This is a genomic window from Rhodococcus sp. NPDC047139 (genome assembly GCF_040643435.1).
Classification (GTDB): Bacteria; Actinomycetota; Actinomycetes; order Mycobacteriales; family Mycobacteriaceae; genus Rhodococcus.
This window is the reverse complement of record NZ_JBEYUH010000009.1, coordinates 73,672-98,579: the sequence shown is the minus strand read 5'-3', so window position 1 is coordinate 98,579 and position 24,908 is coordinate 73,672. Positions and strand designations below refer to the sequence as shown.

Sequence of the window (24,908 nt, the reverse complement as noted above, 5' to 3'; positions counted from 1 at the left end):
AGACGAAATGGCTCAGGCTCTGCGATTCACACGTCTGAACCTGCCGCTGCTCGCGGTCACCCTCGTGATCGCGGCAGCGGTGATCCTGGTGCTCGCCGACCGATGGCGACGTGGAGCGTTCGTCTTCGGCGGCGCGACCATCCTCGCCGGCCTGTTGCGCCTTGTGCTCGATGAGGACACGGTCGGTGTCCTCGCGGTACGCAGCAAGGGGTTCGACGTCGCGTCGATGATCGTGGTCGGCGGCATCGTCGTGGCACTCGCCGTGTCGATCGATCCGCTGGGAACCGACTAGCCTTCGGCGAGCGTCATCAGCTCGCTGAGGAGCTTGGCGACCTCGTCTGCCTCGGTGAGGAATCCGTCGTGTCCGTCCCGGGAGACGAGCACCCTCAGATCTCCCGATCCCGGGAGCAGGTCGGCGATCTCCTGCTGCAGGCGCAGCGGGTAGAGCCGATCGGAGTCCACGCCGGCCACGATCGTCGGAACCGGGGTGGATGCCAGAGCAGCTTCGACACCGCCGCGTCCGCGGCCGATGTCGTGCCGGTTCATCACGTCGGACAACACCACATAGGTGCCGGGATCGAAGCGTGCGACGAGTTTGCGCGCCTGGTGCTCGAGATAGCTCTGCACGGCGTACCGGCCCCCTCGCCACGGATCCTCGCCGTCCTGGGGGTGGTTCCCGAACCGCGTGTCGAGCTCGAGTTCGGTCCGGTAGGTGAGGTGGGCGATGCGGCGGGCGATGGCCAGTCCGGTCTCGGGGCGCCGTCCGGTGCCGTAGTAGTCGCCGCCCTGCCAGTCGGGATCGGCCTTGATGGCGGCCATCTGCGCGCTCTGGGTGCCGATCTGGTCGGCGGTGGCGCGGGCCCCGGTGGCGAGGACCAAGGAGGCACGCACCTTCTCCGGGTAGGTGACGATCCATTCGAGGGTGCGCATCCCGCCCATCGAGCCGCCGGTCACGGCGGCGAGACCGTCGATTCCGAGCTTGTCGAGCAGCGCGACCTCGGCCTGCACCTGGTCTCGCACGGTGATCAGCGGGAAGCGGGAGCCCCAGGCCTTGCCGTCGGGAGCGATGCTGCCGGGCCCGGTGGTGCCGCGGCAGCCGCCGAGGATGTTGGTCGAGACCACGCACCACCGATCGGTGTCGATGGGAGCCCCCGGTCCGACCATGCCCGACCACCAGCCGGGTGACGGATGATCAGGCCCGGCCGGGCCGGTCACGTGCGAGTCGCCGGTGAGGGCGTGTTCGACGAGCACGACGTTGTCGCGGGTGGGGGAGAGTTCACCCCACCGCTGCACGGCGATGGTGACGTTCGGCAGCGTCTCGCCACTCTCGAGGGGGAGATCCCCGATCTCGATGTTCTCCAGGCGGCCGTCCGCGGGAGGTAGTTCGACGCGACGTCGTTCGGTGCCCGCTGTCAAGAGGTGACCGCCTCGGCGCGCGGGGTGAGCCGGCGGGGCCGGTTGCGGATGTCGGTCATGGTGTCCTTCGGGCGTTGATGGGAGTTTCGGTCGGCACTCGCAGGCGACAGCTCGTCATCATTTCGATCCTCCCGGCAACAGGCTTGTCGGCGGTCTTCCGCCGACCGTGTCATCACCCGGAGCACCCCACCCCGGTCGGAGGGTTGCCGGCCAGCAAGCCGGGGCTTGACGCTGGCACTCATGACTTCCCGGCAGTCTAGCGACTGTCCCCCTGCTGGGTCTTATGCACCCTCTGAACACCCCTGACCAGCAGGAAAGTTACCGGTCGGTAAGGCGGGGGACCGGGACGGGGCGCTTTGCGCATACCGCGAATAGCAGTACGCTTGTCATGTTTGGCCGCGATCCAGGACGTGGACACGGCCATGCTCGCTCGTACCGAGCCGACGGCGATCGCACCCACAAAGTGTGATCGATTGGGGACCACAGAAACGTCCTAGGAGGACACGAAGCGCATATGTCCAAGATCAAGGTTGAGGGTAAGGTCGTCGAACTCGACGGCGACGAGATGACCCGCATCATCTGGCAGTTCATCAAAGACAAGCTGATTCACCCGTACCTGGATGTGGATCTGGAGTACTACGACCTCGGCATCGAGCATCGCGATGCGACCGACGACCAGGTCACCATCGACGCGGCGAACGCCATCAAGAAGCACGGCGTCGGCGTCAAGTGCGCCACCATCACTCCTGACGAAGCACGCGTCGAGGAGTTCGGCCTGAAGAAGATGTGGCGCTCGCCCAACGGCACCATCCGTAACATTCTCGGCGGCACCATCTTCCGTGCTCCGATCATCATCTCGAACGTGCCGCGTCTGGTTCCGGGCTGGACCAAGCCCGTCATCGTCGGCCGTCACGCATTCGGCGACCAGTACCGCGCCACCGACTTCAAGGTCGACCGCCCGGGCACCGTCACCATCACCTTCACGCCCGAGGACGGCAGCGAGCCGATCCAGCACGAGGTCTGCCAGATCCCCGAGGACGGCGGCGTCGTCATGGGTATGTACAACTACAAGAAGTCGATCCAGGACTTCGCGCGCGCCTCGCTCTCCTACGGCCTGCAGCGCAACTACCCGGTCTACCTGTCGACCAAGAACACGATCCTCAAGGCCTACGACGGCATGTTCAAGGACGAGTTCCAGCGGATCTACGAGGAAGAGTTCAAGGCGGAGTTCGACGCCGCCGGCCTCACCTACGAGCATCGCCTCATCGACGACATGGTCGCGTCGTCCCTCAAGTGGGAGGGCGGCTACGTCTGGGCCTGCAAGAACTACGACGGCGACGTCCAGTCGGACACCGTTGCGCAGGGCTACGGCTCGCTGGGCCTGATGACCTCGGTCCTGATGACCCCGGACGGCAAGACCGTCGAGGCGGAGGCCGCACACGGCACCGTCACCCGGCACTACCGCCAGCACCAGCAGGGCAAGCCGACGTCGACCAACCCGATCGCGTCGATCTTCGCCTGGACCCGTGGCCTCGAGCACCGCGGCAAGCTCGACAACACCCCCGAGGTCATCGAGTTCGCACAGCAGCTCGAGGACGTCGTCATCAAGACCGTCGAATCCGGTCAGATGACCAAGGACCTCGCGCTGCTCGTCGGCCCGGAGCAGTCCTGGCTGACCACCGAGGAGTTCCTCGGCGCGCTCGACGAGAACCTGCAGAAGGCTCGCGCCTGACAGGTCCTCCGCTCGCGGAGTACACGACACGGGACGCCTCCGACAAGGAGGCGTCCCGTGTCGTGTCCTGTGAAGGGCCGGGAACCGGTTACCGTCGGGCACGAGGTGACGAGAAAGAGGAATCGAGTGTGACCGACACATCCGGCGCCGTACGTCGCGGCCGCGACGGGGCTCACGCCCGTCGCCGGTTCTGGTCGCGGGTCTGGATGCTCATGCTCGGCTCGGCGCTCGCCTACATCCCTGTCGCGCTGGCACCGCACCTTCTCCAGCTCGTCGCCCGGCGGGCCGACGAGCTGGCATACGACCGCTACACACCCGCCCGCAGTGGCGTCCTCACCACCTTGTCGTTCGGTGAGGCCGCGGCTGTCCTCGGAGTGCTCGCGGCACTCGTGATCGCTCTCAATCTCATCGCTTGGTCGCTCGGGCCGGCGATCTCGGCCGATTCGTCACCCCGGCAGACCGAGGCGATACGCCTCGAACATGTCGAACTGTGCGGCTCGGTGTTCGGTGTGGGAGCGACGATGGCCCTCGTCGCAGCCTTGCTCGACGGACTTCCCGAATCTGTGGATCTCGCGGCCCTGCTCCTGTTCCCGGCTGTCTTCGTCATCGTCGTGCTCAGCCAGGACCTCTACCTCGCGACTCAGCGTGGCGTCGGCGCCCGCCGCATGCTCCGTCGCGAGTCCTCCCTGCTGCGCCGCCGCGAGTTGCTCGCGACGGCCGCGCGGTTCCGGCCTCGGGGCCGGCCTGCCGCAGCCCGTCCCGCGGTCGCCCTGGGGGCCGAGTTGCTCGCCCTCACGATCGTCACGGCAGTCGTGGGCCTGTCGCTCCTGGTGGTATTCGACGACCCCCCGCCGTCCGCGCCCGTCGTAGCGGCCGTGGACGCCGTGTTCGTCGTCGCGGCGTCGATCGCCACGGTTCTGGTGGCAGTTGTGCTCGTGCCATGGACTGTCCGGTGCTGGCTGCTCCGCCGGTACGTCGGTGCTGTGCTCGCCGTCGCGATCGGCGGCACGCTCTACGTCGTGCTGTGTGCGGGAATCGTTTGGGCCGCACTGGACGAGGACACGATCGGCGAGGCGTTCGTCACTGCGGTCGTCCTGCTCGGATGGACGCTCCTCCCACCGGTCGCCCTGCTCGTGGGCACCCTCGGCGTCCGGGGCCGGGGATACTTTCCCGGCGTCACCGCGACGCTGCACGCTGCGCTCCTACGCGAACGATATCGACTGCGCTGCACTGATGCCGGGCAGGCCGGCGAGGGTCCGGTTCCTGGCTGGCGCCCTCTCGTGGCGCGGGCTCGCAAGCTGGCCCACACCACCTCGCGATAGCGGGCGGTCTCGCTCCGGGAGGTCGTGCGCGCCACATCCGCGGCAGCGACCTGCGGTCGCGTCCCCGGTGTCGGCTACGGTGACGCGGTGCCTCTCGTCATCACCACCGTGAACGTCAACGGCGTCCGTGCCGCGGCAGGCAAGGGCCTGCTCGAATGGCTGACGGCGTCCACCGCCGACATCGTGTGCCTGCAGGAGGTGCGCGCCACCGAGAAGCAGTTCCACGCCGCAATCGCTCCGGCGCTCGAGGCCGGCTGGCACTGCGTGGGCGCCGAATCGTCCGTCAAGGGACGTGCCGGGGTGGCGATCCTCTCGCGTGTGCCGGCCGACGCCGTGCGGGTCGGTTTCGACGTCGACGAATTCGCGTCGGCAGGCCGCTACATCGAGGCCGACTTCGGCGACGTGACCGTGGGAAGCCTGTACCTGCCGACCGGCGAAGCCCAGACCCCGAAGCAGGACGAGAAGGAACACTTCATGAAGAGCTTCGCGACCTATCTCGCGGAGCAGTATGCCGAAGTAACCGCTGCCGGGCACGACATGGTGGTGTGCGGCGACTGGAACATCGCCCCCACGGAGCGGGACATCAAGAACTGGAAGGGCAACATCAAGAAGTCCGGCTTCCTGCCGGAGGAGCGTGCCTGGGTCGCCGATCTCCTCGAAGCCGGCTGGCGAGACGTGGTGCGCGACCTCCACGGCGACGTCGCAGGCCCCTATTCATGGTGGTCCTATCGCGGCAAGGCCTTCGACACAGACGCCGGCTGGCGCATCGACTACCACCTGGTCACCCCGGCTCTGGCGGCCCGCGCGACCGAGGCCCGCGTCGAACGGGCGGCGAGCTACGACCAGCGGTGGTCCGACCACGCGCCGGTGACGGTGACCTTCGACCGCTGATCCGCTCGGCGGGCGTCGGGGGAGGGAGTACCTCGGTCGCGGCACGCCGCGGCCTGCGTGAAATCATCGACGGCATGTCGAGCACTGCAGAACAGAACGCCACGAAGCCGAAGGCCCGCCCCCGTGTGCTGTCCGGCATCCAGCCCACCTCGGATTCGTTCCACCTCGGAAACTTCCTCGGGGCGCTGGCGCAGTGGGTTCCGGCGCAGGACGAGAACGACGCCTTCTACTTCATCCCCGATCTGCACGCGATCACCGTTCCGCACGAGCCGAAGCTGCTGCGCAAGCGCGTACTCGTCTCGGCGGCGCAGTTGCTCGCGATCGGAATCGACCCGGAGAAGTCGGTCCTGTTCGTGCAGAGCCAGGTGCCCGAGCACGCCGAGCTGTCCTGGGTGCTGAGCTGCATCACCGGTTTCGGTGAGGCCAGCCGGATGACCCAGTTCAAGGACAAGGCGGCCAAGCAGGGCACCGAGCACGCCGGTGTCGGCCTGTTCACCTATCCGATCCTCATGGCCGCCGACATCCTGCTCTACCGTGCGAGCCACGTGCCGGTGGGGGAGGACCAGCGTCAGCACCTCGAACTCACCCGAGATCTCGCGCAGCGCTTCAACTCCCGCTTCGGTAAGACCTTCGTCGTCCCCGAACCGATGATCGTGAAGGAGACCGCGAAGATCTACGACCTGCAGGATCCGACGTCCAAGATGAGCAAGTCCGCCGCGACCGACGCGGGACTGATCAACCTGCTCGACGACCCGAAGGTCTCGGCCAAGAAGATCCGCTCGGCGGTCACCGACAACGATCGGGAGATCCGGTTCGACCGGGAGAACAAGCCCGGCGTGTCGAACCTGCTCACGATCCAGTCGGCCCTGTCGGGGCGCAGCGTCGACGAACTCGTGGCCGGCTACGAGGGCAAGGGATACGGCGACCTGAAGGCCGACACCGCAGAGGTTCTCACCGAGTTCGTCACCCCGATCCGCGCGAAGGTCGACGAGTATCTCACCGACCCGGCGGAACTGAACCGCGTCCTGTCCCGGGGTGCGGAGCGTGCTCGGGAAGTCGCGTCCCGCACCTTGGCTCAGGTCTATGACAAGGTGGGGTTCCTGCCGCGAACGTAGACGAAGGAGTACCAGGATGGTCGGCGAACCGGATGAGAAACCGGGATTTCTCGATCGTCGACGTGCGGCCCATCCTGCGCTCGATCGCGTCATCCGTGCCGGTGTGCGGTACCAGCAGAACAAGGGTGACTACTACGCGGCCGGTCTGACCTATTTCACGGTCCTCGCGGTCGTCCCGATCATCATGGTCGTGTTCTCGGTGGCCGGTTTCGTGCTCGCCGGACGTCCCGAACTGCTCGACCAGATCCGGGAGATCATCGCGGTGAACATTCCCGGTCAACTCGGCGACACCGTGCAGAGCCTGATCGACTCCGCAATCGGAGCCCGTGGCGCCGTGGGTCTCATCGGTCTGCTGACCGCCTCCTATGCGGGCCTGGGCTGGATCACGAACCTGCGAGAAGCCCTCACGGCCATGTGGGAAAACCCGCGTGCCAACGGGAACTTCCTCGTGGTGAAACTGCGGGACGGCGGCGCGCTGTTGAGTCTCGGACTCGCGATGACGGTGTCGCTGGGACTCTCGGCGCTCAGCAGTGGGCCGGTCGCGCACCGCATCGTGGAACTGCTCAACATGGACAATCTCTTCGGCATCGGTGTGTTGCTGCGGATCGTGGCGCTGGCCACGGCGATCGCGGCCACGAGCCTGGTGTTCACGTGGGTGATCGCGCGTCTTCCCCGCGAACCGGTCAGCTTCCGCAGCGCACTCGTCGCCGGCGTGATCGCCGGAATCGGATTCGAACTGCTCAAGCAGACGGGGTCCCTCTATCTGGAACGTGTGCTAAACGGGCCCGCAGGCATCGCGTTCGGGCCCATCCTGGGGATCCTCGTGTTCGGTAACCTCACTGCGCGCCTGGTGCTCTTCTGTACCGCATTCGCAGCGACGTCGCGGAGGAGTCTGGCACTCGCACACCGTCCCGTCCCCGCCGGAGCAGTCATCACGCCTCGTCTCGAGGTCCATGAGGGCATCGGTGCACGACGTGGCATCGCGCTCCTCGCCGCGGGCCTGCTCGGTGGTCTTCTCGCAGGAATCGGGATGCGCAGGAAGTGACCGAACGTCAGAACTGAAAACGCGGATCGGGTGGTAACCGGGCCGTAGACGGATCACTATGTGGTCGTGGGAAAACAGACACCGCGATCCGACGCGCACGGGCGCTCGTTCCGGCTCTCTCCGCGTACCGCGATCGCCGGCATCCTGGTCCTGATCTCGGTGCTCTTCATCCTCCAGAACCGGGAGAGCGCCAGTATCCACCTGTTCTGGATGTCCGTGCAGGCACCGCTGTGGCTCGTGCTCGTCGTCATCTTCATCATCGGGTGGGTGGCGGGGATCCTGTTCCAGCGGGGCCGGTGACCCGGCGACGGCGCCCGCGGGAGCGTATACGAAAGCGGGCCCGCCCCGGGAAAGGGACGGACCCGCTCTCGTGCGAGGTGATCAGCGAGCGAACATGAGCGCGCGCTTGACCTCCTGGATCGCCTTCGTCACCTGGATGCCACGAGGGCACGCGTCGGTGCAGTTGAAGGTGGTGCGGCAGCGCCACACACCTTCCTTGTCGTTGAGGATGTCCAGACGCTCGGCGGCACCCTCGTCACGCGAATCGAAGATGAATCGATGTGCGTTGACGATTGCAGCGGGACCGAAGTAGCTGCCGTCGCTCCAGTACACCGGGCACGAGGTGGTGCAGCACGCGCACAGGATGCACTTGGTGGTGTCGTCGAACCGGGCACGGTCGGCCTGCGACTGGATACGCTCGCGGGTCGGCTCGTTGCCGGAGGCGATGAGGAACGGCTTCACGGCGCGGTAGGCGTCGAAGAAGGGCTCCATGTCGACGACGAGGTCCTTCTCGACCGGCAGACCACGGATCGGCTCGATCGTGATCGTCACGTCCTTGCCGTTCTTGTCCAGCAGGTCCTTCATGAGGATCTTGCAGGCCAGACGGTTGACGCCGTTGACACGCATCGCGTCCGAGCCGCACACGCCGTGGGCGCAGCTGCGACGGAAGGTGAGTGTGCCGTCGAGGTAACCCTTGACGTAGCTCAGCAGGTTGAGCAGACGGTCGGACGGCAGCGCCGGAACCTGGAACGAATCCCAGTGCTGACCCTTGTCGTCCTCCGGGTTGAACCGAGCGATCTTGAGCGTGACCATCGTCGCGCCCTCGGGCACGGGCGGCAGTGTGGAGGCGCCCGCGTCGGTCTTCTCGATGGTTGTCATCAGTACTTACGCTCCATGGGCTCGTACCGGGTCTGGACCACCGGCTTGTAGTCCAGACGAATGTCGGAGATCAGTTCCTCGCCCACCTTGTACGCCATGGTGTGCTTGAGGTAGTTCTCGTCGTCGCGCTTGGGGTAGTCCTCGCGGGCGTGGCCGCCGCGCGATTCCTTGCGGTTCAGAGCGCCGACGACCGTCACCTCGGCCATCTCGAGGAGGAAGCCGAGCTCGACGGCCTCGAGCAGGTCGCTGTTGTAGCGCTTGCCCTTGTCGTGGACGGTGATCTCCTTGTAACGCTTCTTCAGTTCGTGGATGTCGTTGAGCGCCTGCGTCAACGTCTCCTCGGTGCGGAACACCGACGCGTTGTTGTCCATCGTCTGCTGCAGCTCGGTGCGGATATCGGCGACCCGCTCCTTGCCGCCCTGATGGAGGATCAGATCGAGCCAGTCGTCGACGTACTTCGTCGGCTGCTCCGGCATCTCCACGTGCTTCGTGCTGTTGGCGTACTCCGCAGCGGCGATACCTGCGCGGCGGCCGAAGACGTTGATGTCGAGCAGCGAGTTGGTGCCGAGACGGTTCGCGCCGTGGACGGACACGCACGCGCATTCGCCCGCCGCGTACAGACCGGGGACGACGTTCTCGTTGTCGCGAAGGACCTCGCCGTTGATGTTGGTCGGGATACCGCCCATGACGTAATGGCAGGTCGGGTACACCGGCACGAGCTCGGTGACCGGGTCGACGCCGAGGTAGGTGCGGGAGAACTCGGTGATATCCGGCAGCTTCTCTTCGAGGACGTCCTCGCCGAGGTGGGTCACGTCGATGTAGACGTAATCCTTGTTCGGTCCGGCACCGCGACCCTCGAGCACCTCGAGCACCATCGAGCGGGCGACGATGTCGCGCGGTGCGAGGTCCTTGATGGTGGGGGCGTAGCGCTCCATGAAGCGCTCACCGTCCGCGTTGCGGAGAATGCCGCCCTCACCACGCACGGCCTCCGAGATGAGGATGCCGAGGCCGGCCAGGCCTGTCGGGTGGAACTGGTGGAACTCCATGTCCTCGAGCGGCAGACCCTTACGGAAGATGATGCCGAGGCCGTCACCGGTGAGGGTGTGTGCGTTCGACGTCGTCTTGTACATGCGGCCGGAGCCACCCGTCGCGAAGACGATCGCCTTGGCGTGGAAGACGTGGATCTCGCCCGTGGCGAGTTCGTACGCGATGACACCCGTCGCGACGGGACCGTTCTCGGTCTCGGTGAGGGTGATGTCGAGCGCGTAGAACTCGTTGAAGAACTCGACGTCGTGCTTGACGCAGTTCTGGTACAGCGTCTGGAGGATCATGTGGCCGGTGCGGTCGGCGGCGTAGCACGCACGACGGACCGGGGCCTTACCGTGGTCGCGGGTGTGACCACCGAAGCGACGCTGGTCGATCTTGCCCTCGGGCGTCCGGTTGAACGGAAGGCCCATCTTCTCGAGGTCGAGGACCGCGTCGATGGCCTCCTTGGCCATGATCTCCGCAGCATCCTGGTCGACCAGGTAGTCGCCACCCTTGACGGTGTCGAAGGTGTGCCACTCCCAGTTGTCCTCTTCGACGTTCGCGAGGGCGGCACACATGCCACCCTGAGCGGCGCCGGTGTGGCTGCGGGTGGGGTAGAGCTTCGTGAGCACTGCGGTGCGCGCACGCGGGCCGGCTTCGATGGCCGCGCGCATGCCGGCGCCGCCGGCGCCGACGATGACTACGTCGTAACGATGTTCCTGCATGTGGGTTCGGCTCCCCTAGCTCGCCGTGATGTTCGGGTCGAAGGTGAAGATCACGTAGGTGCCCAGGCCCATGATCAGGATCATCGACACGAGGAGAATCGTGTTGAGCCAGAACCGGGTGGAGTCCTTACGTGCGTAGTCTGCGATGACGGTACGCAGACCGTTACCGCCGTGCAGTTGTGCGAGCCACAGCATCGACAGGTCCCAGATCTGCCAGAAGGGGCTGGACCAGCGGCCTGCGACGAACGCGAAGTTGATGCGCTGCACGCCCTCGTCGAGCATCAGCATGATGAACAGGTGACCGAGGACCAGAATGATCAGGGCGAGGCCGGACAGACGCATGAACAACCAGGCGTAGAGCTCGAAGTTGTTCTTCGCGGCGCGGCGCGGCGCACGCGGGTTGTCGAGGCCGGCGGGGCGGTCGTATTCCTTGCCCAGAGTCTTCGCTTCGCTCATGTCAGTGCCCCGCAAAAGTGTTGTAGAGGATGCGAACGGACGCGGGGATCATCGCCACGAGCCAGATCGCGAGGATCGTCCAGAGCATCACGCGCTGGTACTTCGGGCCCTTCGACCAGAAGTCCACGAGCATGACCCGCAGGCCGTTGAGCGCGTGGTACAGAACCATTGCGACCAGGCCGAGCTCCATGAGTCCGACGATCGGGTTCTTGTAGGTGTCGATCACCGCGTCGTAGGTCTCGGGGTTGACCCGGACGAGTGCGGTGTCGAGGACGTGTACGAATAGGAAGAAGAATGTCGCCACGCCGGTGATCCGGTGCAATACCCAGGACCACATGCCGGGGTCTCCCCGGTAAAGCGACCGTGTGCGCCCCGCCTTTGCGGGGGCGGCTTCAGTCGTGCTGCTCATCGAGTGCTGTGCCTCCAACGTCAATGGTGGACGCGTCGAGCTGCTCCTACCTGTGGGGGATTCCGCAGTACGGGCCCGACGTGAACCTGAACCGACTTGGACCGACTCTAGACCCATCCCAAACTCGGGAACTAATCTCCTGCCTCAATCGTACGGCGCTCAAATGCGAAGTTAGGTTTGCCTTTCCAACTGTGATCTGACTCGGCAGGGTTCGTCCACCGTCGTGTACGCCACCGTGACAGGATGGTCAACCATGCCGGACACGGACTGGAAAATGTTGCGCGCCAAAGCACATGAGGTGATGGAGCGGGCCTACGCTCCATACTCCGGATTCTCGGTGGGGGCCGCAGCGCTCACCCTCGATGGGCGGATGGTCCTCGGGTGCAATGTGGAAAATGTCTCATACGGACTGGGTCTATGTGCCGAATGCGTACTCGTCGGTAACCTGTTCGCCCAGGGCGGTGGCCGGCTTCGGGCCGTCGCAGTCTGCGATTCCAGGGGTCACGTCCTGACCCCGTGCGGCCGTTGCCGGCAACTACTGCTCGAACACGGCGGACCCGACCTCGAGGTGGACGCGCCCGGTGGCCCGCGGCGACTCTCCGATCTTCTTCCCGACGCTTTCGGTCCCGACGATCTCGCGGCAGTGCGGGAGAACGGGGACCCCCGTGCCTGACATCGTCACCGTCATCCGCCGCAAACGCGACGGTCACGAGCTCTCCGGTACCGAGATCGATTGGGTCGTCGAGGCGTTCACCCACGGCGTGATCTCCGACGCCCAGATGGCGGCCCTGGCGATGGCCGTCTGGTTCCGCGGGATGAACCGGGCCGAGACGGCGCGGTGGACCACCGCGATGATCGACTCCGGTCGCCGCCTCGATTTCTCCGGATTGGGTGTGCGCACCGTCGACAAGCATTCGACCGGAGGGGTCGGTGACAAGATCACGCTGCCGCTCGCCCCTCTCGTCGCGGCGTGCGGTGTGGCCGTCCCTCAGCTGTCCGGCCGGGGACTCGGACATACCGGCGGCACCTTGGACAAACTCGAGTCCGTACCCGGGTGGAGGGCAGACCTGAGCACGGGGGAGATCGCCGAGATCCTCACGAACCCGGCAGTGGGGGCGGTCGTGTGCGCTGCGGGAGCAGACCTCGCACCCGCCGACCGCAAGCTCTACGCGCTCCGCGATGTCACCGGAACCGTCGAGTCGATCCCGCTCATCGCGAGCTCGATCATGAGCAAGAAGATCGCCGAGGGCACGGGAGCGCTGGTCCTCGACGTGAAGGTCGGAAGCGGCGCCTTCATGAAGGAACTGGGTGAAGCCCGGGAACTCGCCCGCATGATGGTCGAACTCGGAACCGACGAGGGCCTGCCCACGACCGCCCTGCTCACCCGGATGGACAGCCCCCTCGGACGGACCGCGGGCAACGCCCTCGAAGTGCGAGAAGCCGTCGAGGTGCTCGCAGGCGGCGGCCCCGAGGACGTGGTCGAACTGACTCTCGCACTCGCCCGCGAGATGCTCGCGGCTGCGGGTGTGGACGACGTCGATCCCACCGACCGGCTCCGCGACGGCACCGCGATGGATCGGTGGAACGCGATGATCGCCGCCCAGGGTGGCGACCCACATGCGCCGCTGCCGGTCGCCACCCACACAGAGACCTTCCGCGCCGATGCCGACGGAGTGCTCTCCGAACTCGACGCGTTCGCCGTCGGCATCGCCGCATGGCGCCTCGGGGCCGGTCGTGAACACCAGGGGCAGGATGTCCAGGCCGGTGCCGGTGTCGAACTGCACGCGGTTCTCGGAGAGCGAGTGCGAGCGGGACAACCCCTCGCGACGCTGCACACCGACACTCCCGGACGCATCCCGGATGCGCTCGCCGCTCTCCGCGAAGGCGTCCGGATCGCCGAGACGGCACCGCCGAGGAGGCCGCTGATCATCGAACGGATCCACGCCTAGGAGTGCGGGTCGTCCGAGAGCGAGCGGAACCGGCCGGCGCCGACTACCGTCCGGATCATGAACGGCCGGCTGACTTCCGAACTCGTCCGCACCGCACCCAAAGTGCTCCTCCACGACCACCTCGACGGTGGCCTCCGGCCGCGAACGGTCCTCGAACTCGCGGATGCGTGCGGCTGGGCGCTGCCCGCTCACACCGAGGCCGATCTGGCCCGCTGGTTCCGGGAGTCCGCAGACAGCGGTTCGCTCGAGCGCTATCTCGAGACGTTCGAGCACACCGTGGCCGTGATGCAGACGGGGGAGGGACTCGAACGGGTCGCACGGGAGTGTGTTCTCGACCTCGCCGACGACGGTGTCGTCTACGCCGAGGTGCGCTTCGCGCCCGAACAGCACCTCGAGAAGGGGTTGTCCCTGGACCAGGTCGTCGAGCACGTTCTCGAGGGCTTCCGAGCCGGGGAATCCGAGGTGGCCGCGGGTGGTCGCCGCATTCGGGTGCGGTGCCTGCTCACCGCCATGCGGCACGCAGCGCGGTCCCTCGAGATCGCCGAACTCGCCGTGCGTTTCCGGGACCGTGGCGTGGCGGGATTCGACATTGCCGGTGCCGAGGCCGGTAATCCGCCGAGCCGTCATCTCGACGCCTTCGAGTACACCCACGCCGCGAACGCCCACTTCACGATTCATGCGGGGGAGGCCTTCGGCCTTCCGTCCATTCACGAGGCCGTCGCCTTCTGCGGCACCGACCGGCTCGGTCACGGCGTGCGGATCGTCGACGACATCGAACTTCACGAGGACGGATCGGCGACTCTCGGCCGGCTCGCGAACTATGTCCGCGACAAGCGCATCCCCCTCGAACTGTGCCCGTCCTCGAACGTGCAGACGGGTGCGGTGCGTGCCCTGTCGGAGCACCCCTTCGACCTGCTGGCCCGCCTGCGTTTCCGCGTCACCGTCAATACCGACAACCGGCTCATGAGCGACACCACCATGACGCAGGAGATGGTGCGGCTGGTCGAGACCTTCGATTACGGGTGGGTCGATCTCGAAAGGTTCACCATCAACGCCATGAAGTCGGCCTTCCTGCCGTTCGATCAGCGGCTGGAACTGATCGACGACGTCATCAAGCCCGGATACGCAGTCCTCGTCGGGTAGGCGTTCGTCGGCGGTCGGCCTCGGGCATCAGTGCCTGCGCAACCGCGCTTCGAACTCACGCTCGAGTTCCCGCCAGGCCAGCGCCTCGGCATCGAAGGGTGGGCTGGGCTCCAGTCGTTCCGGGTCGGGCTCGATCACGAAGTTGACGAACCATCCCAGTTCCGTGGACCCGGCCAGTGCGGCATCGGTCGAGTCGTCGTTCGCATAGTTGGCTGCGTCCCCGAACAGTTCGACCGCGAGTTCGAGCTGTTCGGGATCGACGGCCGCGACGCCCTCGGTGATGTCGTCGGCGATGCCGGTGAGCACGTAGACGTTGTCGTCGGTGACCGTCACGTCGAGCGAACCGTCGACGGCGGCGAGCTGGATCTCCGTGTACGGCTCGAGCGTCGCAAGGTCGTGTTCGTGGTGATCGGCCAGGAATCGGGCCAGCGCGCGTTCGGACGGGAAGACGTCGATCGTGCCGTCGCGGCCCAGGAACACGGCGTCGTCGTCGACATAGCAGCGCAGCGAGTACCAGGTGCCGTCGCTCGTGATGATCCGGATGGGATCGATGCCCACCCGGTTCCAGAACTCGTACTCGTCGTCGGCGCCGTCGAGGAACTCGTACTCGTCGTCGGAATCGACGTCCACGACCGTGTCGTCGGCCTCGACTTCGTTCTCGTCGACAGCGACGAGTTCGGATTCGATCTCCGCCACCACGGATGCGTCGACATCGGGTGTGGAGATCACGGCGTCGAGTGCGTCGACAACCGCATCCCAGTCCTCGGCGACCGCCGTTCCGATGCGATTCCACAGGTCGAGGCCTTCACGCGTCCGGAATGCGGAAACGCCGTGACTGATCAGAGTGTCGATTTCCTCGCGTTCGACGAACTTCGTCACGACGTCGAGTTCGCAGACGTCGCCGAGGATGCTCACGATGTCGAAGGTGTCCTGCAGTTCCGACACCGCGGTCGGATCGGGGTCGTCGGCCACGAGTTCGGGCACGCCCACGAGATCGTACGAGTGCTGGTCGTCGGGTTCGAACTCCGAGGCAGCGAGCTTCGACACGACCGGCCATGCCTCGTGCTCGACGAGGTCGTTCTCGGCTCCCGACCGCACGAACGCGACGAGTTCCGCAACTGTGGGGAATGCGTACAGATCGTCGCCGTGGCCGAGGAATGCCTCCCACTCGTCGTCGCCTTCACGCCAGCGTGGCGCCCAGAGCGTGACGAGGTCACCGTCGGTGAGACCGAGCTCGATCGGGACGATATCTCCTGCCATGGCGCGAAGCCTAGCCATGTCGCGGCCGAGAATATACCCGGGGGCCGTCCGATCGTGATTCATATCGGTACGGAGCGGTCGCCCACAGTGGACGGAGTGCCCGCTGTCGCCGCGAGCGACGAGCGCAGTGCCTCCATCGTCGCGACCCGCGCGGCTCCGGCGTTCCGTGCGGCCTCGTGCACGGTCGCGAGGATCACGGCGCTCAGCTCCCGGGGGTCGGCGCCGCGGATGGCTTCGGACAACTGCAGGTCTTCGAGCGCTCCCGAACCGTCCACGCGGGCGGTCACGCGCCCGTCGGGACTGCTCGCGGTTCCCCGGAGCACGTGCAGCGCCTCCACGGTCCGCTCGAGCGCGTCGAGCCGGCTGTATGCCCGCTCGACCACGGACTCCACGATCCGTTCGCTCATCGGGCGACGCCTCGCGGAACGTCGATCGGAGCCGTCCCGTCGACCAGGTCTGCGCGGGAAGGAAGCCCCATCCGGTCGAGGATCTCCCGGGGTACGCCCTCGGCAGCGAGTCGTTCGCCGCGTACCACCGCAGCCTCGAGAGCGGCCTGCTTGTTCAGAGCGAGGATCTGGGCGGCCAGCTGCTTCGCTCCGTACCGCAACTCGTGCTCGTCGATGCGCAGATCCACCGGCAGTCCACCGTCCGTGGTCCGCACCGAGATCGTTCCCGTCCGGTTGTGGGCCGTGGCCGTGATCGGCTCCGTCGTCGTGCTGTCCATATCGGGTCGGACGCAGCGCCGGACCGGATGGTTCCCTCCGGCACGAATCTCTTCGAGGTGTCAGGTGCCGGTGGGGCGGTAAACGCCGTAGAACGCCATCCCGCTGTTCGTCGTGCGCATGGGCGTGACGGCCACCGGGTCACCGGCTTCGACCATCATGCCGTTGCCGATCACCATCGCCACGTGCCCATCCCAGACGACGAGGTCACCGGGCAGTGCGTCCGCGGGATGCACCTGTGCGCCGACGTTCTGCTCCTGAGCCAGCCGCGGCAGGTCCACACCGGCCTCGGCGTAGGCGTACTGGGTCAGCCCACTGCAGTCGAGCCCGGATCCCGGGGTGGTACCGCCCCACACGTAAGGGGTGCCCTGCTGAGCGAGGGCGTGACGGACGGCTGTCGCGGCGGTCTCGTTCGGCGCTCGGCTGACACTGCCGTCCGGAAGCCGCACTTCCACTCCGCCGGGGATCCCGTCGCCGAAGTGGTGCAGCGTTCGCGGATCGCCGACGGGGGTTCCGGGAGCGGGACGTTCTCCGGACTCGGCCGGAAGGAGGGTAGATGCATCGTCCGCAAGGGCAGCCAGCGTTGCGGTCACCCGGCTCAGCACGTCCAGCCCGGTGGCCAGATGGTCGATCGCCACGGTGAGGAGGGTGAACCCGCCCTGTGGGAGCGCGGCCGCGGGTCCGGACCGCTCGGCGAAGGTGACGAAGGATTCGACGAGGCGAGCCAACTCGGCCGCGCCGTCGAGCACCGTGACCGTGGCTTCGAGAGCGATACCGGCGAGTGCTGCGCCACGATCGGCTGCAGCGAGCACGTCCGCCAGTGTCTGCTCCGCACTCGCGATCGCCTGCGAGGCAGCCGGGCCTCCCCAGGCCCAGGCGAGTTCGGCGACGGCGTCCCGCCCGGCGGCGTGTACCTCCTCGGCCCACCGTGCCCCGATGCGGACCATCTCGCTCGGGTCGACCTCCGGTGGCAGTGCGGTGCCGAAGGCTTCGAGAAGTTCGGTCAGCGGCGCGGCGAGCAGTTCGCCCGGCGTCACAGGTCCTCCGCAGCGGAGCCCAGCCGTGTCCCGGTCTCGTTGACGGCCTGTTCGTAGGCGGTGGCCGAGGCGATCGCGGCGTCGCCCATCCCGGCGAGCAGGTGGCCGAGCCGGTCGAGGTCGTGCACGTGGGCGTTGTGGGCCGCCGTGAGCGCGGTGAGGACCGGTACTCCGATGGGTCCCAGTACGACGCTCAGCGTGCCCGGGTCGCCTCGGCGTGTTCGTTCGGCGGCGTCGTGCAGGCGCCCGGCCAGCCCTGCGGTCTCGTCACCGAACCTCCTCACGGCCGTCGCGTCGATCCGGATCGCTTCCCTGTCGGCGTGCCCGCTCACCGCGTCACCTTTCGCGTCGTTGCTGTGGGCTTGGACACCCTCGACGGGTTTCGCCCCTGCGGGGTTCGACGCACCGGCATGCCGGTCGGTTCCGTCGTTCTATCCTTCGGACATGGATTCGCTCGTCGTCGACCACCCGCTCGCTGCTTCGCTCCTCACCATCCTGCGCGACGAACGCAGCGACAACGCGGCCTTCCGGCACGCATTGAGCCAGCTCACGCAGATGCTCGTCTACGAGGCGGTTCGTGACGCTCCGATTGCGACGTTCGAGGTCAAGACGCCGGTCGCCGTGACGGAGGGAGTGCGGTTGCAGCAACCGCCGCTGCTCGTTCCGGTCCTGCGCGCCGGGCTCGGCATGGTCGAGCAGGCCCACGCCCTGATCCCTCAGGCACAGGTCGGTTTCGTGGGCCTCGCCCGGGACGAGAAGACCTTCGAGCCGGTGCCCTATCTGGAGTCGCTTCCGGAGGATCTGTCGGGCCTGCCCGTCTTCGTTCTCGATCCGATGCTCGCAACCGGCGGGTCGATGGTGCACACCCTCGACATGCTCGTTCAGCGCGGCGCCACCGACATCACCGCGGTCTGTGTGGTTGCGGCACCGCAAGGTGTGGAAGCGCTGGCCGCATCGGGGCATCCGGTCCGGCTGGTCACGGCCTCCATCGACGAGGGGCTCAACGAGAACAAGTACATCGTGCCGGGTCTCGGCGACGCGGGAGACCGGCAGTTCGGTCCGCGATAACCGGCGCGACTACGGCCCGCGACAAGCTTGTAACGGCTTGTGACTGGTGTGCCTGGTGTGGTCGGCGGTCCTGATGTGACGCCGCACCGCAGTCATCTCGTTATCGAAAATGAACCCGCAGGTCTCGTTTGTTCCTTACGCTCGGTGTGCTCCGTATGAGGTCCACTGTGCCGGAACAGCCAGAGATGGGGGTCCACGGAATGTCAGAGCTCTTTTCCCGCAAACTGATTCGCGGATGTGCGCGGGTCGCATCGGTGGGGGCTGTCGCAGTCCTCGCCGCGGCGGCGAGTCACGGTACGGCTGCGGCCGCCGTCGACAACTCGAGGATCCTCCCGCTCGACGACGGGCGTGCGATCGAGGTCATACAGGCCGACACGTCGACGCAGTCGGTTCCGCCGCTTGACAGCTCTCCGCTGAGTGTGGAGTTCTTCCACGACGAGGTGGCCACGGTCCGGATCACCGGCCCGGGTGCGGAGACCTCCGCTGGTACGGCAGTGGAAGTCGGCTTGCAGGTCGGTTACCCGGTCTTCCTTCCGGGAGCGACCGTCACCCTCTACACACCCAACCTCGACTGGGGCGTCGAAAGCGGGGCGGCGCTGAACATCGGAATCGCTCCCGAGTTCGCGCTCGAGCTCGGGCTGGAATCGGGAGGAGCGCTCGGGGGCCAGATCATCCCGTCCCAGGAGATCGAGATCCCGCTCGAGCCCGGAGGGATCACGGATGTTCCGATCGTGGAGGACTTCACGTTCGACGGGGCCTCGACGACCATCCGGATCGCAGGCGTGCACGGTTCCGTTTCGGGGGCCGTCGGTCCTGTGATGATCCGCCCGTACCTGAAAGCGGTCACGGCCGACCGGGACACCGTCGTGACCTACGGTGTGCCACAACGCGTCTGACCGAAATCAGGGATTCTCGTCGCCGAGCGAGACCGCCCATCCGCGCAGTGCGGCGAGCACCGACTCCGCGGCCGGGCGGTCTCGTTCGGTGACCACCTCGAGATAGACCTTGAGTTTCGGTTCGGTGCCCGATGGGCGCACGACGGCGCGCACCGACGGACCGCCGGTGGTGTCGACGGGACTCTCGAAGACGAGGGCATCGGTGTTCATCGGACCGGAGGTCCGGGCGAGATCGGTCGCTGTGACGGACAGACCAGCGATGGTCGTCGGTAGCTCCGACCTCAGTCGCGCCATGACGGCGCCGATGCGCTGCACGTCGTCGACGCGGATCGATACCTGATCGCCGATGTGGACGCCGAACTCGCGATACAACTCGTCGAGTGCGTCGGGCAGGCTCCGGCCGGCCTGTTTCAGCTCGGCGGCGTAGTCGGCGACCACCACCGCGGTCGCGATACCGTCCTTGTCGCGCACCGCATCGGGATCCACGCAGTGCCCGATCGCCTCTTCGTAGGCGTAGACGAGTCCGTCGCCCGCGCGCGCCAGCCATTTGAACCCTGTCGGAGTCTGCGCGTACCGCGCGCCGCGCGCGGCCGCGAGCCGGCCGAGCATAGTGGACGACACGATGGTGGTCGCGACCAGCGAGCCCGGCGCCGAGGACGCGAGGATGCGGTCGCCGAGCAGAACCCCGGTCTCGTCACCCCGCAGCATCGTCCATCCCTGCGCGGTCCGGACGCCCACGGCGCATCGGTCGGCATCGGGATCGAGTGCGAGGGCGATATCGGCCTCGACCTCGGCCGCCAGGGCGAGGAGGGCGTCGGTCGCGCCGGGTTCTTCCGGGTTGGGGAAGGCCACGGTCGGGAATGCCGGGTCCGGCGCGAACTGTGACGCCACGACGTGGACGTCGTCGAATCCCGCGCGGCGCAGTGCGGCCACGGCCACCTCACCCCCGACCCCGTGCAGTGCCGTCAGGGCGATGCGCACCGCCCGGTGCGGGGACCGGGGCAGTGTGGCGACCCGGGCGAGGTACCGCTCGACCAGATCGCCGTCCGACGCCGCGACCGGCATCCGGGGCACCTCGCCGACGTCGTCGACGGCGTCGATCGCGGCTTCGATTTCACGGTCGGCAGGCACGACGAGCTGCGCTCCGTCCGCGAGATACACCTTGTAGCCGTTGTCGGTGGCAGGATTGTGTGATGCCGTGATCTGCACGCCTGCAACGGCATTCAGTGCGCGGACCGCGAAGGCCGTCACCGGAGTGGGGAGAGGCCGGTCGAGGGCGACGACGCGGAAACCGGCTGCGGCGAGAACTTCTGCGGCCGCGCTGTGGAATTCGGCGGAGCCCGTGCGGGCGTCGCGCCCGACGACGATGGTGCCGCCGCCCTGTCCGTTGGCTTCGAGCCACGCCGCGAGCCCGGCGGTGGTGCGCACGACGACGGGCACGTTCATGCAGTCCGGTCCGTCGCCCACCGGGCCACGCAGACCGGCGGTGCCGAATCGCAGCGTCACAGCCGAGCCGCCAGATCTCGTAGCAGGTCGCCCATCCGGGTCGCGGCCGCGCGTCCCGCGGCGAGCACCTCGGTGTGGTCGAGCGGAGCGCCGGTGATGCCGGCGGCGGCGTTGGTGACCAACGACACCGCGAGCACCCGTGCCCCGGCAGCGCGCGCGGCGATCGTCTCGTGCACCGTGGACATGCCGACGAGGTCGGCGCCGAGTGTGCGCAGCATCCGGATCTCGGCCGGGGTCTCGTAGTGCGGGCCGGGCAGCCCGGCGTAGACCCCTTCGCGCAGCGAGGGCTCGATCTCCCGGGCGAGGGCGCGAAGTTCCGGCGAGTACGCGTCGACGAGATCGACGAACTGAGCGCCCACCAGCGGTGATCGACCGGTGAGGTTGAGATGGTCCGAGATGAGAACCGGCTGGCCCACCGAGAACTCGGGGTCGATCCCTCCGGCTGCGTTGGTGAGAACGACGGTGCGCGCACCCGCGGCGATCGCCGTGCGCACGGGATGCACGACGCGGGCGAGGTCGTGCCCCTCGTACGCGTGGATCCGGCCCGCGAGCACGAGCACCGCATTGTCGCCGGCGCGTACCGAGTGGATGTTCCCGGCGTGCCCTGCGGCTGTCGGCGGAGCGAAGCCGGGCAGGTCGCTCATCGGGATCGTGGCAACGGGAATGCCGAAACTCTCGACAGCGGCCCGCCAACCGGACCCGAGGACGACGGCGACGGGGTGTTCGGCCACGCCCGTCCGCTCGGCGAGGGCGGCGGCTGCGGCGTCGGCGGCCGCTTCGGGATCGAAGATGTGATCGGGTTCTCCCATGGGATCGGACCCTAGCCGGTACCGAGATGTTACTCGTCGGTAAGGAGTCGGGGTAGGCTGACGTCCATGCCTTACCTCGAACGCGACGGCGACGTCTTCGTGCTGCATCTCGGTGACCGCGACGTGGAGGTCTCCGAGAATCGGTTCCACCCGGACCGCCTCGTGGCGATCCACTCCCTGCTCGACGAGGTCGAGGCTCACGAGGGCCCGGCCGCTCTCGTCACGGCGGCGACCGGCAAGTTCTGGAGCAACGGACTCGATATCGACTGGGTCGGTGCGAACCTGCCGGATCTGCCGGACTATCTGGATTCGGTTCACGATCTCTATGTCCGGCTTCTCACCTTCCCTACGGCGACGGTCGCGGCGGTCCAGGGACATGCCTTCGGCGCCGGAGCGATGCTCGCGCTCGCACACGACTTCCGGCTGATGCGCGCCGATCGCGGATTCTGGTGCCTGCCCGAGGTGCAATTGAACATGCCGTTCACGGTCGGGATGTCCGCCCTGATCCGCTCGCGACTGCCCATCCAGACGGCCGTCGAGGCCATCACCACCGGCCGTCGTTACGGCGGCGAGGACGCCGTGGCCGCAGGAATCGCCGAACGGGCTGTGGACGACGACTACGTACTCGCCACCGCGGTCGAGCGTGCCGCAGCGCTCACCGCGACTCGTGGCCCGAACCTGGCGGGCATCAAGCGCGGTTTGCACGCGCCGCTGATCGCGGCGCTGGAGATCCGGACCGACGCATCGAACTTCGGACTGGGCTGATCCCGGCCGGACCGGCCTGTACGCCGATCGATCGACCCGCGGTCGGCATGACAGACTGGACCTTGTGACGACCGAATACGCCACGGCGATCGAGGCTGCCTCCGACACCCTCGTCGGCCTGTCGCATTCGATCCACGCAGAGCCGGAACTCGCCTTCGAGGAGCATCGCAGCGCGGCGAAGATCGTCGAGGTGCTGCGCACCTCCGGTTTCGATGTGAAGACCGGTATCGCCGACCTCCCCACCGCCTTCGACGCGCGATTCGGAAGCGGTGAACTCGTCCTCGCCTTCTGTGCCGAGTACGACGCGCTGCCGGGTATCGGGCACGCGTGCGGTCACAACATCATCGCGGCGGCGGCCGTGGGCGCCGGCCTCGGTCTCGCGGCGCTCGCCGACGAACTCGGCGTCACCGTGCGTGTGATCGGGACACCGGCCGAGGAGACGGGCGGGGGCAAGGTGCTCATGCTCGAACGCGGTGTCTTCGACGGCGTGGGAGCGGCGATGATGGTGCACCCCGGTCCCGTCGACATCACCGGCGCGACGTCGCTGGCCCTCGCCGATATAGCCGTCGAGTACAACGGCCGGGAAGCGCATGCCTCCGCCGCCCCGGAGTACGGTCTCAACGCCGCCGATGCGGCCACGATCGCGCAGGTCGCGGTCGGGCTGTTGCGGCAGCACCTGCATCCCGGACAGCAGATCCACGGGATCGTCGCCGAGGGCGGGACCGCGCCGAACATCGTGCCCAGCCATACCGAATTGCTCTACTACCTGCGGGCAGGGACGAGCGAACTCCTCGACGACCTCGCCGAACGCGCGCGGAACTGCTTCGCGGCCGGCGCTCTGGCCACCGGATGCAACCACCGGATCCGGACGGTGTCGCCGACCTACACCGAACTCACTCCCGATCCGTGGCTGGTGCAGGCATATCGTGAGGAGATCATCGGTCTCGGGCGCCGGCCGTTGCCCGTCGACGAGGAAGGAGCGCGCCCGCTGGGCAGTACCGACATGGGAAACGTGACGAACGTGATGCCGGGAATCCATCCCGTCATCGGACTCGACTCCGGTGGCGCGGTCACACACCAACCGGCGTTCGCAGCCGCGTGTGTGACCGAATCCGCCGACCGGGCCGTGCTCGACGGAGCCCGCGGGCTCACCGGAACGGCAGTGCGCGCGGCGACCGATCCGGTGCAGCGGGCACGACTCATCGAACAGGCCGGACGCCGATGAACCCCTACGTGGAGAAGTGGCTGGACCGCCATGTCGAGGATCTCTCGCTCTGGCGCCGTCACATCCATGCGAATCCGGAATTGGCCCGGCAGGAGTACGCCACCACCGAGTTCGTCGCCAAGCATCTGCGGGCCGCCGGACTGGAACCCAAGGTCCTGCCTCGCGGCACCGGTCTGATCTGTGATCTGGGTCCGTCCGGTGGACCGCGAATCGCCCTGCGTGCCGACATGGACGCACTGCCCATGCAGGAGACGACCGGTCTGCCCTTCGAATCGACCGTCCCCGGGGTCTCGCACGCGTGCGGGCACGACGCCCACACGACCGTCGTACTCGGTGCGGGGCTGGCTCTGGCCTCGATGCCCGAACTGCCGGTCGGCGTACGACTGGTGTTCCAGCCTGCGGAGGAGGTCATGCCCGGTGGGGCGCTCGACGTCGTCGCGGCCGGGGGACTGGACGGCGTCTCGCGCATCTTCGCGCTGCACTGCGATCCCCGGCTCGAGGCGGGGAAGGTGGGGATGCGGGTCGGAGCGATCACTTCGGCGGCCGACACCGTCGAACTCGTCCTCGACTCGCCCGGTGGCCATACCTCGCGACCGCACCTGACCGGCGACCTCGTCTACGGCCTCGGCGCCGTCATCACGGGTCTGCCGGGGATGCTCAGTCGCCGGATCGATCCGCGCACCGGCACGGTCATGGTGTGGGGCGCGGTCAGCGCGGGCAAGGCGCCCAATGCGATTCCTCGGACCGGGATGCTGGCCGGCACCGTCCGGACCGGCGATCACGAGACCTGGCACCTGCTCGAACCGATGGTCCGGGAGATCGTGCACGGCCTGCTCGCGCCCACCGGTGTCAGCTACGAACTGAACTACCGCCGCGGCGTCCCGCCCGTGGTGAACGACGAGGTCTCGGCGCGGATGTTCGAGGACGCCATCCGGACGCTCGGACCGGACGCCTTGGCGGACACCCCGCAGTCCGGTGGGGGAGAAGACTTCTCGTGGTATCTCGAACACATCCCCGGGGCCATGGGCCGGCTCGGGGTGTGGTCGGGCGTCGGACCCGAACTCGACATCCACCAGCCCACTTTCGATCTCGACGAGCGAGCACTGGCCGTGGGTGTGCGGGTGATGACGAACCTGGTACTCGGCACGGGCTGAGACGCCCTGTGCTGTACGGTCTGCAGGTCGGCGACCCTGTGACGGTTCGGGTACAGCGACCGGTGCCGTTCTACCGCGA

At 67.3% G+C, this 24,908-nt stretch carries 27 protein-coding genes and 1 riboswitch; of the genes, 15 read left to right on the top strand and 12 right to left on the bottom strand.

What is annotated here, in order from left to right; genetic code table 11:
• The first annotated feature begins 7 nt into the window (after window positions 1-7).
• Window positions 8-292 (top strand): DUF3017 domain-containing protein, encoded by a 285-nt coding sequence (locus tag ABZ789_RS13755; protein WP_358424498.1) that lies wholly within the window; start codon window positions 8-10, stop codon window positions 290-292.
• On the opposite strand, the gene ABZ789_RS13750 is transcribed toward ABZ789_RS13755, so the two are convergent.
• Window positions 289-1,416 carry a homoserine O-acetyltransferase gene (locus ABZ789_RS13750; protein WP_358424496.1) on the bottom strand — a complete coding sequence of 376 codons (1,128 nt, stop codon included), beginning with the start codon at window positions 1,414-1,416 and terminating at the stop codon, window positions 289-291. The genes ABZ789_RS13755 and ABZ789_RS13750 overlap by 4 nt on opposite strands.
• A 134-nt stretch (window positions 1,417-1,550) precedes the next feature.
• A riboswitch (SAM riboswitch) is annotated at window positions 1,551-1,662 on the bottom strand.
• 268 nt (window positions 1,663-1,930) lie between these two features.
• On the opposite strand from ABZ789_RS13750, the gene ABZ789_RS13745 reads away from it, so the two are divergent.
• From ABZ789_RS13745 to ABZ789_RS13720, 6 genes are all read left to right on the top strand, one after another.
• Entirely contained in the window at window positions 1,931-3,148 is a 1,218-nt protein-coding gene (locus tag ABZ789_RS13745) for an NADP-dependent isocitrate dehydrogenase (RefSeq protein WP_358424494.1), read from the top strand.
• A 128-nt stretch (window positions 3,149-3,276) separates the two neighbouring features.
• Window positions 3,277-4,470: a hypothetical protein gene (locus ABZ789_RS13740; protein WP_358424492.1), complete on the top strand. Its 1,194-nt coding sequence runs from the start codon at window positions 3,277-3,279 to the stop codon at window positions 4,468-4,470.
• Between the two features lie 87 nt (window positions 4,471-4,557).
• A complete protein-coding gene (locus ABZ789_RS13735; RefSeq protein ID WP_358424659.1) occupies window positions 4,558-5,361 on the top strand; it encodes an exodeoxyribonuclease III in 804 nt (267 codons plus the stop codon).
• A 74-nt stretch (window positions 5,362-5,435) separates the two neighbouring features.
• Window positions 5,436-6,476 (top strand): tryptophan--tRNA ligase, encoded by a 1,041-nt coding sequence (trpS, locus tag ABZ789_RS13730; protein WP_358424490.1) that lies wholly within the window; start codon window positions 5,436-5,438, stop codon window positions 6,474-6,476.
• A gap of 16 nt (window positions 6,477-6,492) precedes the next feature.
• On the top strand, window positions 6,493-7,521 hold the full coding sequence (gene yhjD, locus ABZ789_RS13725) for an inner membrane protein YhjD (protein ID WP_358424489.1): 1,029 nt from the start codon (window positions 6,493-6,495) through the stop codon (window positions 7,519-7,521).
• Window positions 7,522-7,587: 66 nt separating this feature from the next.
• Window positions 7,588-7,821: a LapA family protein gene (locus ABZ789_RS13720; protein WP_358424487.1), complete on the top strand. Its 234-nt coding sequence runs from the start codon at window positions 7,588-7,590 to the stop codon at window positions 7,819-7,821.
• Between the two features lie 81 nt (window positions 7,822-7,902).
• Here ABZ789_RS13720 and ABZ789_RS13715 read toward each other — a convergent pair whose 3' ends face one another.
• From ABZ789_RS13715 to sdhC, 4 genes are read right to left on the bottom strand one after another with little or no spacing between them, the layout of a single operon-like run.
• Window positions 7,903-8,679 carry a succinate dehydrogenase iron-sulfur subunit gene (locus ABZ789_RS13715; RefSeq protein WP_358424485.1) on the bottom strand — a complete coding sequence of 259 codons (777 nt, stop codon included), beginning with the start codon at window positions 8,677-8,679 and terminating at the stop codon, window positions 7,903-7,905.
• Window positions 8,679-10,430 carry a succinate dehydrogenase flavoprotein subunit gene (sdhA, locus tag ABZ789_RS13710; RefSeq protein WP_358424483.1) on the bottom strand — a complete coding sequence of 584 codons (1,752 nt, stop codon included), beginning with the start codon at window positions 10,428-10,430 and terminating at the stop codon, window positions 8,679-8,681. Before sdhA ends, ABZ789_RS13715 begins: the two co-directional genes overlap by 1 nt.
• Window positions 10,431-10,445: 15 nt before the next feature.
• Window positions 10,446-10,886 carry a succinate dehydrogenase hydrophobic membrane anchor subunit gene (locus ABZ789_RS13705; protein ID WP_358424481.1) on the bottom strand — a complete coding sequence of 147 codons (441 nt, stop codon included), beginning with the start codon at window positions 10,884-10,886 and terminating at the stop codon, window positions 10,446-10,448.
• Between the two features lies 1 nt (window position 10,887).
• Window positions 10,888-11,295 (bottom strand): succinate dehydrogenase, cytochrome b556 subunit, encoded by a 408-nt coding sequence (gene sdhC / locus ABZ789_RS13700; RefSeq protein ID WP_358424479.1) that lies wholly within the window; start codon window positions 11,293-11,295, stop codon window positions 10,888-10,890.
• Window positions 11,296-11,548: 253 nt separating this feature from the next.
• On the opposite strand from sdhC, the gene ABZ789_RS13695 reads away from it, so the two are divergent.
• Genes ABZ789_RS13695 through ABZ789_RS13685 form a run of 3 tightly spaced genes read left to right on the top strand, consistent with a single transcriptional unit; the run spans window position 11,549 to window position 14,387 of the window.
• Entirely contained in the window at window positions 11,549-11,968 is a 420-nt protein-coding gene (locus ABZ789_RS13695; protein ID WP_358424477.1) for a cytidine deaminase, read from the top strand.
• Window positions 11,961-13,244 carry a thymidine phosphorylase gene (locus ABZ789_RS13690; RefSeq protein ID WP_358424475.1) on the top strand — a complete coding sequence of 428 codons (1,284 nt, stop codon included), beginning with the start codon at window positions 11,961-11,963 and terminating at the stop codon, window positions 13,242-13,244. Before ABZ789_RS13695 ends, ABZ789_RS13690 begins: the two co-directional genes overlap by 8 nt.
• Before the next feature lie 57 nt (window positions 13,245-13,301).
• Window positions 13,302-14,387, top strand: coding sequence for an adenosine deaminase (locus ABZ789_RS13685; protein WP_358424473.1), 1,086 nt, complete (start codon window positions 13,302-13,304; stop codon window positions 14,385-14,387).
• Window positions 14,388-14,414: 27 nt separating this feature from the next.
• Here the strand turns inward: ABZ789_RS13685 and ABZ789_RS13680 are convergent, their stop codons facing one another.
• The 5 genes from ABZ789_RS13680 to ABZ789_RS13660 are packed head-to-tail and all read right to left on the bottom strand — an operon-like array spanning window position 14,415 to window position 17,738.
• Window positions 14,415-15,647 carry a primosomal protein gene (locus ABZ789_RS13680; protein WP_358424471.1) on the bottom strand — a complete coding sequence of 411 codons (1,233 nt, stop codon included), beginning with the start codon at window positions 15,645-15,647 and terminating at the stop codon, window positions 14,415-14,417.
• Between the two features lie 59 nt (window positions 15,648-15,706).
• Window positions 15,707-16,054, bottom strand: coding sequence for a YbaB/EbfC family nucleoid-associated protein (locus tag ABZ789_RS13675; protein WP_358424469.1), 348 nt, complete (start codon window positions 16,052-16,054; stop codon window positions 15,707-15,709).
• The gene (locus ABZ789_RS13670; protein ID WP_358424467.1) at window positions 16,051-16,371 is read right to left on the bottom strand and encodes a hypothetical protein; all 321 of its coding nucleotides are present in this window, start codon (window positions 16,369-16,371) and stop codon (window positions 16,051-16,053) included. The genes ABZ789_RS13675 and ABZ789_RS13670 overlap by 4 nt, the downstream gene beginning before the upstream one ends.
• Window positions 16,372-16,431: 60 nt before the next feature.
• On the bottom strand, window positions 16,432-17,406 hold the full coding sequence (locus ABZ789_RS13665; RefSeq protein ID WP_358424465.1) for a C40 family peptidase: 975 nt from the start codon (window positions 17,404-17,406) through the stop codon (window positions 16,432-16,434).
• Window positions 17,403-17,738 (bottom strand): type VII secretion target, encoded by a 336-nt coding sequence (locus ABZ789_RS13660; protein ID WP_358424463.1) that lies wholly within the window; start codon window positions 17,736-17,738, stop codon window positions 17,403-17,405. The genes ABZ789_RS13665 and ABZ789_RS13660 overlap by 4 nt, the downstream gene beginning before the upstream one ends.
• A 112-nt stretch (window positions 17,739-17,850) precedes the next feature.
• Between ABZ789_RS13660 and upp the strand changes: the two genes are divergently transcribed.
• Together upp and ABZ789_RS13650 are read left to right on the top strand one after the other, a co-directional pair.
• Entirely contained in the window at window positions 17,851-18,474 is a 624-nt protein-coding gene (upp, locus tag ABZ789_RS13655; protein ID WP_358424461.1) for a uracil phosphoribosyltransferase, read from the top strand.
• A gap of 200 nt (window positions 18,475-18,674) precedes the next feature.
• Complete coding sequence (locus tag ABZ789_RS13650; protein WP_358424459.1) at window positions 18,675-19,370, top strand: MspA family porin; 696 nt, start codon at window positions 18,675-18,677, stop codon at window positions 19,368-19,370.
• 6 nt (window positions 19,371-19,376) lie between these two features.
• Here ABZ789_RS13650 and ABZ789_RS13645 read toward each other — a convergent pair whose 3' ends face one another.
• Together ABZ789_RS13645 and ABZ789_RS13640 are read right to left on the bottom strand one after the other, a co-directional pair.
• Window positions 19,377-20,876 carry a phospho-sugar mutase gene (locus ABZ789_RS13645; protein WP_358424457.1) on the bottom strand — a complete coding sequence of 500 codons (1,500 nt, stop codon included), beginning with the start codon at window positions 20,874-20,876 and terminating at the stop codon, window positions 19,377-19,379.
• Complete coding sequence (locus ABZ789_RS13640) at window positions 20,873-21,685, bottom strand: purine-nucleoside phosphorylase (RefSeq protein ID WP_358424455.1); 813 nt, start codon at window positions 21,683-21,685, stop codon at window positions 20,873-20,875. Before ABZ789_RS13640 ends, ABZ789_RS13645 begins: the two co-directional genes overlap by 4 nt.
• A gap of 66 nt (window positions 21,686-21,751) precedes the next feature.
• Between ABZ789_RS13640 and ABZ789_RS13635 the strand changes: the two genes are divergently transcribed.
• The 3 genes from ABZ789_RS13635 to ABZ789_RS13625 all read left to right on the top strand — a co-directional run bounded on the left by ABZ789_RS13635 (window position 21,752) and on the right by ABZ789_RS13625 (window position 24,829).
• Complete coding sequence (locus ABZ789_RS13635; RefSeq protein ID WP_358424453.1) at window positions 21,752-22,450, top strand: enoyl-CoA hydratase/isomerase family protein; 699 nt, start codon at window positions 21,752-21,754, stop codon at window positions 22,448-22,450.
• A gap of 64 nt (window positions 22,451-22,514) precedes the next feature.
• Window positions 22,515-23,675 (top strand): M20 family metallopeptidase, encoded by a 1,161-nt coding sequence (locus ABZ789_RS13630; protein WP_358424451.1) that lies wholly within the window; start codon window positions 22,515-22,517, stop codon window positions 23,673-23,675.
• Window positions 23,672-24,829: a M20 family metallopeptidase gene (locus tag ABZ789_RS13625; RefSeq protein ID WP_358424449.1), complete on the top strand. Its 1,158-nt coding sequence runs from the start codon at window positions 23,672-23,674 to the stop codon at window positions 24,827-24,829. Before ABZ789_RS13630 ends, ABZ789_RS13625 begins: the two co-directional genes overlap by 4 nt.
• Window positions 24,830-24,908: the final 79 nt, after the last annotated feature.

Coding starts and splice junctions, on each gene's coding strand:
- ABZ789_RS13755 (WP_358424498.1), top strand. CDS start 8: ATGGCTCAGGCTCTGCGATTCACACGTCTGAACCTGCCGCTGCTCGCG.
- ABZ789_RS13745 (WP_358424494.1), top strand. CDS start 1,931: ATGTCCAAGATCAAGGTTGAGGGTAAGGTCGTCGAACTCGACGGCGAC.
- trpS (WP_358424490.1), top strand. CDS start 5,436: ATGTCGAGCACTGCAGAACAGAACGCCACGAAGCCGAAGGCCCGCCCC.
- yhjD (WP_358424489.1), top strand. CDS start 6,493: ATGGTCGGCGAACCGGATGAGAAACCGGGATTTCTCGATCGTCGACGT.
- ABZ789_RS13715 (WP_358424485.1), bottom strand. CDS start 8,679: ATGACAACCATCGAGAAGACCGACGCGGGCGCCTCCACACTGCCGCCC.
- sdhA (WP_358424483.1), bottom strand. CDS start 10,430: ATGCAGGAACATCGTTACGACGTAGTCATCGTCGGCGCCGGCGGCGCC.
- ABZ789_RS13705 (WP_358424481.1), bottom strand. CDS start 10,886: ATGAGCGAAGCGAAGACTCTGGGCAAGGAATACGACCGCCCCGCCGGC.
- sdhC (WP_358424479.1), bottom strand. CDS start 11,295: ATGAGCAGCACGACTGAAGCCGCCCCCGCAAAGGCGGGGCGCACACGG.
- ABZ789_RS13695 (WP_358424477.1), top strand. CDS start 11,549: ATGCCGGACACGGACTGGAAAATGTTGCGCGCCAAAGCACATGAGGTG.
- ABZ789_RS13685 (WP_358424473.1), top strand. CDS start 13,302: ATGAACGGCCGGCTGACTTCCGAACTCGTCCGCACCGCACCCAAAGTG.
- ABZ789_RS13680 (WP_358424471.1), bottom strand. CDS start 15,647: ATGGCAGGAGATATCGTCCCGATCGAGCTCGGTCTCACCGACGGTGAC.
- ABZ789_RS13675 (WP_358424469.1), bottom strand. CDS start 16,054: ATGAGCGAACGGATCGTGGAGTCCGTGGTCGAGCGGGCATACAGCCGG.
- ABZ789_RS13670 (WP_358424467.1), bottom strand. CDS start 16,371: ATGGACAGCACGACGACGGAGCCGATCACGGCCACGGCCCACAACCGG.
- upp (WP_358424461.1), top strand. CDS start 17,851: ATGGATTCGCTCGTCGTCGACCACCCGCTCGCTGCTTCGCTCCTCACC.
- ABZ789_RS13650 (WP_358424459.1), top strand. CDS start 18,675: ATGTCAGAGCTCTTTTCCCGCAAACTGATTCGCGGATGTGCGCGGGTC.
- ABZ789_RS13640 (WP_358424455.1), bottom strand. CDS start 21,685: ATGGGAGAACCCGATCACATCTTCGATCCCGAAGCGGCCGCCGACGCC.
- ABZ789_RS13635 (WP_358424453.1), top strand. CDS start 21,752: ATGCCTTACCTCGAACGCGACGGCGACGTCTTCGTGCTGCATCTCGGT.
- ABZ789_RS13625 (WP_358424449.1), top strand. CDS start 23,672: ATGAACCCCTACGTGGAGAAGTGGCTGGACCGCCATGTCGAGGATCTC.